Raw genomic sequence first — 8,008 nt, 5'->3', positions numbered from 1 at the left:
TATAGACAGCTGGCTAACAAATGCGTTTTGTTAAGGTTTATTTGGAAGAAAAACGGAATCGTGCACAGGGAGGAGCTTATATGCATTCCTGACACGCCAGGAATAATGTCAATAGTTGTGATGCTCATACTTAAAAATTTAAACTTTTGTTAAAAAGTTTTCGTCTTTTTGGTATTTTAAATAAACATAAGAAGCCTAGTCCAATTATTATGATAAATGGGGTATTTGTTAAAACAGCTGGAAGATAAAAAATGAAAAGAGGAACAACCGATTCGGCAAGGGTTTCTACTTCTTCTAATATAGAAAACAGCAGCCCCCGCTCGTGGACTCTTACCATGTTTCCAAAATACACAAAGACAAGAGCAAGGAGCATACCACTTATACAGCAGAAATAAAAAAAGGTCATTTCATTGACTTCTACAGAATGAAGAAAGCCGGCTTCAAAAAAAGGTAAAAAGTAAACTAAAAACATACCCACAGAAGTTACGATTAGCCCCTTGTAAATACAATTTCGAGCCCTGCTAATGGATGCAAGTTTAGTATGATAAATTGCAATTAGTATCCATATTATTGAAGAGCCAATAAGGATTCCTGATCCAACTAGTGCTAATATCTTACTAAATAATATATGTGTAAAAAATGCCTCAGAGTAATAGTTAGGCAGTTGGAAAGCACAATCATAGAGAAAAAAAGCAATAAGTACTTGCCATGCGTAGCCTTCTAAATACCGCTTTCTTACAGAAGATATTTCATGCTTGATATGCTTTTGATCAGCATCCTTTTTGTCTTTTAAAGGAATAAGAAAAAATATCCCGATTAAAAAGAGAAGCATTGAGATATGAGTAAAATTGCTTTCGATGTATAAGGCCGAAAAACTCCATGCTGCAGCCTGTATAATTACAGTTTCAACTGCAGCCATGCTAATTTTCCAATTTTTCTTGGGATCAGCCTGGATATCGAGGTACATAGCTCTAGCTATAGGCACAACCGCTGATCCAACAATTCCTTGCAAAAAAGAAGCAATAAAACCCTCTGATATTAAGGCAACTAGTGCTAAAAAGCCGACGACCATGACGCTAACAAGGGTTTTTTTTCTGCAATGCTTGTCTGATAAGAGGCCTATAGCGGGCACACAAAACAGAGATAAAACCATGATCATACTTTCGAGTAAATTGGCTGTTTTGGGTGCTTTAGCTAACTCGAAAAAAAAGGCTAGCTTAGCTGTTTCTCCTGCAAAAATACAGAGAAGAGGGGTTTTTGTATGAAAGAAACGAATTATGTGTATTTTAGATTTCAAGAATTTTCCGAATATGGTCCTGATGCTTTCTCTTGATTATAATTTTTTTTTAGCAAATAATGCAATTAATGGCAAAAGGAGTTAAGCATTAGAGAATCTGAGAAATGTTCTAAGGGGAAGGAAAGGGTAATAATTTCGACTCTTTTTTTTATCGCTGTGATACTGGTAGCCTTCTCTACAAGAAGGAGTGTTTCCTCATTAGTGAAATTTATTAACATGTTAACTGTGTCTTCTCTTCATATTTTTGTGGTTATTTCTATGTGGTATTTATGGGAGTTTTTTGAAGAAAGATCAATCTCTAATAGAATTATTTTTATTGCCATGCTCATTTGTAGCTTGATTGGACTTATATTTTATTATTGGATGAAGTAATGTAGGTGTTTTATTTTTAATAGTTTATCTATTAATGAGAGCAAGATCAAAAGGGCCTTTTTAATTTTCTGTAGAAAAGTTTTAGGGAAATCCTTATCATATTGGCAATATGGTAAAGGAAGATAGGCTTTTTTTAAAAAAAATACTATCATTTGTGCATCTTGCAGAAAAACTGAAGATAGAGCATAGGAACGGGCATACTTCAGAAGATACTAATGAAAGTGTTGCTGATCACTGTTGGAGAGTAGGCTTAATGGTTATCTTACTATCTCCATACCTTGATAAGAAAATAGGTTTAGAAAAGACGATTAAAATGGCTCTTATCCATGACTTAGCTGAAATTATTACAGGGGATTCGCCTTACTTCTTATATGAAGGTAATCAAGTTATGGCTCAAGAAAAGCATGAAAAAGAATATGCTGCCATGAAAAGTCTTATTGGAGAATTGCCAGCAGACGTTGGAAAAGAAATTATTGACCTTTGGAGCGAATTTGAGGAGCAATCAAGTTATGAAGCAAGATTTGTGTTGGCTTTAGACAAAATGGAGGCCCAGATTCAGCATAATGAAGCACCTATTCACAATTGGAATGACTATGACCTTGAGTATGCTGATACTTTGCTAGACAAGTACTGTGATTTTGATAATTTTTTAAGTACTTTTAAAAAACTTGTTCAAGAAGAATCTCTGAATAAAATAGCTGCTGATATCTCTCGTTAGAACCAATGCTTTTTGAATAACTAGCTTATTTCCCCGTGGCTTGCCACGAGGGGAGGTTTTGCACGAGGTGTACCAGAGGCACAGCCGTCCCGAAGGGAAAATTTCCGAAATCCCCTGTGGCTTGCCACAGGGATAGGAAATTTTAGGCCTGTGCAAAATTTATTTTGGATGCAAAAGCTTCTCTTGAGGAAAAAGTCTGATTATATTAAGATCTCGCTAGATTTAAACAGGGAATTTACACAATGAAAAAATTTTCTTACCTTAGTTCTATATTTTTATTCACTTGTGGGTTTGCTTTTGGTAGCCCTTCCTCCGATCCTGTCCCTAGTTCTGATGCTTTTCATAAGTCTGTTAGAGTCGAAACCACGAACGAAGGTTCTGTATATTATTTGAATGTTCAACCTCAGTACCTTAACGATATTATTAATGGAAAGAAAATCTTTGAGGGGCGGTTGAACCTTCCCACTTTTAAGGATATGCAGCAGGGTGATCATGTTATTTTTGCTGATAACAATAAACGGATAGCTATCTGTTCCATAACAAGCGTTGCCCGATACCCTGATTTCACGAAAATGCTTGTCTCATGTGGCGTTCTTAACATGCTTCCTCAGATAGACCCTAACAGTAACAGCTCTATTGAAATGGTAACTAAGGGAGATGAGATCTATCGGAGCTTTCCTGGATACTCTGAGGGAGAAAAGATTTATGGAACGCTTGCAATTGGTATCCATTATATAAGTGTAGAAGCGATTGAGAAGTAGGCTAGGCTCTGATTTCTGCTTGCTCTTCAATTAGAATTGTATTGGCCTGAATCTCAAGTGCTTCTTCGAGGAGCTGTTGACCAATATTTTGGGGAGAAAGATTATCGATAAACCACGCCTTAAGGCTGTCTGTGTTTATAATTTTCATATTTTTGTAAAACTTATTCAGAGAAAGGGGGAGATGTTGGTGCTTTTGAAAGGAAATAATGTCTACTTTTTTCAGCCCTCTTGCTTTTAGCTCTGAAAATATTCCAATCCAATAACTTTGAGGAAGAGGCCCAGGTGGAGTACATCCGAGCACATGCCTTTTTCCGCTTGGTGTTAGACCAATGATTAACTCTCCAATAGCTTCGGTTTTGTCTTCATCTCTATATAGAGTATTGATGAATATAATGGTGTATGTTGAGACTAGTTTTGGAGCATGCCACTTTAAATTTGATTGCTTTAGCTTTGAAAGGACTTTGTGGACCATTGAGGTTGAAGCCGTGGTTCCAAAGTAGTCTTCCAATCCATTAATAACCATGTTGAGGTTTTTTCCTGCTAAGTAAAGGCTTAGAGCTTTCCACTCTATGGTGCTAAACTCGAGTTGTGGATGAGATTCTTCATCTAGATAAAGTTTAGAGAATTGCTTTTTGGGAGCTAAAAGGACTAAGGTTGTTCTTGCAAGAAGTTTTTCTGGAGAATTGTGGAATAAATAATATTCGTTGGATCCTGTGATATAGGCATTTTTTTTGATTTTTTTGGTTCGAAATCCATGATTGAGAAAGAACGCAAGGGACTCAGGCTTTATGGTCGAAACACTCACAAACACGTTTTTGGCTTTTAGCTCGGTAGCGTGCTTTGCGAGTCGATTGAGTAGATGTGTGGCAATTTTTTTACCCGCATTTTTCTTGGGATCGATAACAAATAGGGTTTTTATCTCAAAAGAGTCTTCAAATCCAAGAGGAGAGAACTCTTTGGTAAGATGGGTTTTAAAGACAATAAGACCAACATCATGACCTTCTTCAGACTCAAAGAGTTCACAGGCTCTGTCTTTTCCTGCTGCAATCTTTTTTATTGCTTTATCTTGATTGCCATAGATAGCTTGAATCAGAGTTTTGAAGTAATGCTTTACTCGTTTGAAAGAGGGGAGTTCTTTGCTTACCTTAAGAAAATGCTCTTTAGGGCAATCAAGAAGTCTAGTCATGCGATAACCTTGAGTACTTTGCAGTTTTCCCTTTTGATAGACTGATTGGGTATTTTTTTTCAGTTTTTTTGATTTTTTCCCAGAAAGCTTGTTTTAGATCAATATTTAACAAAGAAGAGAGCCTAATGAGTAGATGAAGAATATCACCGACCTCATCAGAAACTCGCTGTAACTCGCCTGAGTTAGATTTTATTTGAAAGGATTGCTCGGGGGTGAGCCATTGGAAGATTTCTAAGAGTTCGGCAGCTTCAACCGAAATGCCCATTGCGATATTCTTGGGAGTATGGAACTCTGTCCAGTCCCTATCCTCGATAAATCGACGGGAATACTCCTGCATTTCCTTGATATTTAAGGGAGAAGGATCTGAACTCTTTTCAAAGTTTTCCATATACCCTACCTTTTAAAAATTGTTTGTCTTATGGGCGTCGGAGTATCCCTAATTTCCATAGCTAAGTCAAGAATATTCGCTTTGTTCAATATTTTTTTTGTTTAATCATCTGAACTTGATCCGGTTAAGAGAAGAGAGGTTCGCTCTGTTGTAGAAGAGCCTGCATTGTTATTTGATCCGATGTAGTCACTTAAGTTTGATAGTGTAATACCAGTATCTTCAATAAGTTGGTTTACAGCCTCTTGGGGAAGAACTTTGAGAAAATGGGCTATCTCAATAAGAGGGCTAGAGGCAAGGACTGAAGCAAAATGCTTCATTTTTTTATGGATTTTCATGATTGCTTGCTCTTCATCACTTCCTAATTTTTCAATTTTGAACTCTAGAATCTGATCTGTAATGGAGAGCATCGCCATTGAAACTAAAAAGGTTGTTGCACATGAAAGGGTGATTTCCATGAAAATCTCTGCACCTTCGTTAAACCCATAATAGTCTTTACTAAGCTCTACTGCAGGTCCATAGGATAAGGCAGCTGTTGCTAATGTTAAGCTTTTAAGGCAAAACGATAGCTTTGGGGTTAGTCGATCGGAAAGAGTGGGCTGATACTCAAAGCAAAATAGGCTTTTAAAAAGGTTATAGAGTACGACAGCTGTTTCTGGAATAGCAGTCAGGTTTAAGTAGAGAGCGGCTCCAACATAAAGTGCTGTTATTATAATATCTACAGAGATGGCTCCATCAGTAAGTTCATCTGTTCCAAGCCATGCAATGTAACCAAGGGTAGTAATGTTACATAGTGAACAAATATACCCATAAGCTCTTACAGTATGTTCTACATATTTTGCATGCTGGGAAGGATGGAGTGTCTGATCTGATATTCTATGTGTAAATAGTGCATAAAATGCTTGAACTCTATCGGTAGCCTCATCAATCCGTTTGATTTCTTCGTAGGATGCAATGAAATTAGTTCTAGTCTCTTCTCCAACAAGGGAAAGAAGCTTTCGGTTATCTTCAATAAGGCCATACATTTTTTCCCTTACTGTAGAAAGGTGTTTTTCATACATTGTGAGGGATTGATGCTCTCTTAAAATTCTCAGTCCCATATATCCAGAATAGACGGATATCCATGAGTCGACTGCAAGAACAATAATAGGCATTACGACTCCATCTGGATTAAGTGTGGAAGCTGGATTATACTTATAGGCAATGAAAGCAAAAGGGACTTGAACTGCGAATCCTAGGATTGAGGAGACAGCAAGGAAAACCTTGTTAGTTATGGGACCTATTCGTGATTCTGTTAAGGTGTGTTCTTCTCGAGTCTTAGGCTTCATCTGAGCATCGACAATTTCAAGAAGGATGTAGGATACAAGAGATCCAAAAGAAGCGCAGGTGCCATAGGTAAGCAAGCCCCCATAAAGTTTGCTGCTTCCACCAAGCTTTAGGTTTAGCTCTATGAAAGGAATTCTGCCACCATACCCAGCAACGACACTTATTGCTTGAAGAATCCTTCGACTAATTAGGTGAGGGCGACTTTCTCGAGCTCTAATCTCTTGAATGAGCCGCTTATCTATAAAAAGAGCAACTGTGCTTCTTTCAGATTGTTCAAGATCAACATGTTGAATATTCCCTGTGTAAGGAATAAGTCTATAGTTATTTTGGTTCGAAGAAGATGCCATAGCTTAGGCCTGTTGGTTGTTGTTTGAAAAAATTTTAAACGTATAGGCAATAAACGTCAATGTTCTACATTTGAGCCCAGCGGCTCCCGGAAGAACCCCCTAACCATTTTTAAGCTACTAAAATTTTGTCCACGGAGGGAGTGTTAGGAAATATGTAGGGCCGCCAATTTTGTGTTTACAAAATTGGTGGCCCTACACTTCTTCTGTGGGGGGGGGGGATATTCATTGCTTCATTGGGAAGCTCATCGGTCAGGGTTTCTTTAACTGCAAAAATATGCTTTTTAACGGTTTCTTCAACAGGTGCATTCTTAGCTATCGGCTCCTCTTCAGCTTCATACACCACCTCTCCAGGTTTATTCACTCGAGGCCGTTAGCTTGCTGCGAAGGTGCGTTAGCGGGTCGTCCCGAAGGGAAAATTTCCGTAATGCTACGGAGATAAGAAATTTTAGGACCGCGTTTTAAAGGTCCTTTAGTGGCTCCCAATAAACTTTTTCAGATTCAATAATGATTTCAGAAACGTCATAAACACGAGGCTTTGGGGGGTAATCAGTCCACTCAACAAGCAAAAGCACCTTATTACCTTCTAGCTCCAAGTCAAGAATTTCACCGCTGTCGTGTTTTTTATTTAAAAGCCCAACATACGGCTCGTCATTTTCAATAACTTTTTGAACCTTTATAAGGCATAATTTTCCTAGTAATGTTTTCGATTTAGACATATGGCTAACCCCACTTATAGGGAGCTGCGCACTTTCAAGAAAAAGATAAATATTCTTCCCTTGATGCTCTATATCTATAAGATTTCCATCATGAAAATATGCTGTATAGTTAGTAATATCCAATATAGCCTCTTTTTTACTGGGGTGAGTATAAATGGGAAGCTTCACTATTCTTAGGAACAGGATCACCCTGGGCATCTAAGAACAAGTCATGGTCACCTGTCGAATTGGGATTTGTCCGATGCCAATGGTCTTTTCCTCTATGCCCTGACTTTTCTGGTTTAGCTTGATCAAACCGAAGTATCTCTCCTGTTTGACTATTTTTAAAGTTTCGATGCCCTTTTTGTACTGCTTTTGGGTGAGTGATTTCCACCCAGCTAGGATCTTTTAACAGTTCATCAGGGTGAGATGGTAGTCGTGGGTCAATGCTTCTATCACTTATGCCTTGGGGGGCTCCAGGAGCCGGCTGTGTCAATGCACTTCCTACAACAGCTGCTCCTCCAATAATCCCTGCTGTTCTTGCTGCTGCTGCCACTCTTCCAGAGGAGCCAACAATGCCCCCAACAGGGATAGGAACCTCTCCTCTAATGATATCGGGCTGCTTTGCTAAGACTTCGGGGTTGAATTGCGAGGAAAAATCTGTTCCCATTATTCCATCAATCTTTTCATGACAATTGTAGGTGCTCTCCTCTGGAGCTCCTATTAATTTTCCTGTTTCTTCTATTGCATCATGGGCGATCCAAGAAACCGTATTCTTTGTCCTATCAACAGCCTCTTGCCAAAAGGCTCCTTCTTCTGCAAGGGGGATATTCATTGCTTCATTGGGAAGCTCATCGGTCAGGGTTTCTTTAACTGCAAAAATATGCTTTTTAACGGTTTCTTCAACAGGTGGATTCTTAG

8 protein-coding genes and 1 pseudogene are annotated in these 8,008 nt (G+C 38.4%); 2 read left to right on the top strand and 7 right to left on the bottom strand.

What is annotated here, in order from left to right; translation table 11 throughout:
- Positions 1-130: 130 nt before the first annotated feature.
- Positions 131-1,297, bottom strand: a complete 1,167-nt coding sequence (locus NEPTK9_RS08470) for an MFS transporter (protein WP_194848403.1) — start codon at positions 1,295-1,297, stop codon at positions 131-133.
- Between the two features lie 481 nt (positions 1,298-1,778).
- On the opposite strand from NEPTK9_RS08470, the gene NEPTK9_RS08465 reads away from it, so the two are divergent.
- On the top strand, positions 1,779-2,387 hold the full coding sequence (locus NEPTK9_RS08465; protein WP_194848402.1) for an HD domain-containing protein: 609 nt from the start codon (positions 1,779-1,781) through the stop codon (positions 2,385-2,387).
- 389 nt (positions 2,388-2,776) lie between these two features.
- Positions 2,777-3,148 carry an ASCH domain-containing protein gene (locus NEPTK9_RS08460; protein ID WP_228547098.1) on the top strand — a complete coding sequence of 124 codons (372 nt, stop codon included), beginning with the start codon at positions 2,777-2,779 and terminating at the stop codon, positions 3,146-3,148.
- A 1-nt stretch (position 3,149) separates the two neighbouring features.
- Here NEPTK9_RS08460 and NEPTK9_RS08455 read toward each other — a convergent pair whose 3' ends face one another.
- The 6 genes and pseudogenes from NEPTK9_RS08455 to NEPTK9_RS08430 form a co-directional block, all read right to left on the bottom strand.
- Positions 3,150-4,334 carry a transposase gene (locus NEPTK9_RS08455; protein WP_194848400.1) on the bottom strand — a complete coding sequence of 395 codons (1,185 nt, stop codon included), beginning with the start codon at positions 4,332-4,334 and terminating at the stop codon, positions 3,150-3,152.
- Positions 4,327-4,722 (bottom strand): nucleotide pyrophosphohydrolase, encoded by a 396-nt coding sequence (locus NEPTK9_RS08450; protein ID WP_194848399.1) that lies wholly within the window; start codon positions 4,720-4,722, stop codon positions 4,327-4,329. Before NEPTK9_RS08450 ends, NEPTK9_RS08455 begins: the two co-directional genes overlap by 8 nt.
- Positions 4,723-4,823: 101 nt before the next feature.
- A complete protein-coding gene (locus NEPTK9_RS08445; RefSeq protein ID WP_194848398.1) occupies positions 4,824-6,392 on the bottom strand; it encodes a hypothetical protein in 1,569 nt (522 codons plus the stop codon).
- Between the two features lie 175 nt (positions 6,393-6,567).
- The gene (locus NEPTK9_RS08440) at positions 6,568-6,753 is read right to left on the bottom strand and encodes a hypothetical protein (protein WP_194848397.1); all 186 of its coding nucleotides are present in this window, start codon (positions 6,751-6,753) and stop codon (positions 6,568-6,570) included.
- A 97-nt stretch (positions 6,754-6,850) separates the two neighbouring features.
- Positions 6,851-7,231, bottom strand: coding sequence for a hypothetical protein (locus NEPTK9_RS08435; RefSeq protein ID WP_194848396.1), 381 nt, complete (start codon positions 7,229-7,231; stop codon positions 6,851-6,853).
- Between the two features lie 13 nt (positions 7,232-7,244).
- Positions 7,245-8,008 (bottom strand): annotated as a pseudogene (locus tag NEPTK9_RS08430) (hypothetical protein); the annotation flags it as partial.

This window comes from Candidatus Neptunochlamydia vexilliferae (genome assembly GCF_015356785.1).
In the GTDB taxonomy this organism is placed as follows: Bacteria; Chlamydiota; Chlamydiia; order Chlamydiales; family Simkaniaceae; genus Neptunichlamydia; species Neptunichlamydia vexilliferae.
This window is presented reverse-complemented; position numbering and strand designations above follow the sequence as displayed.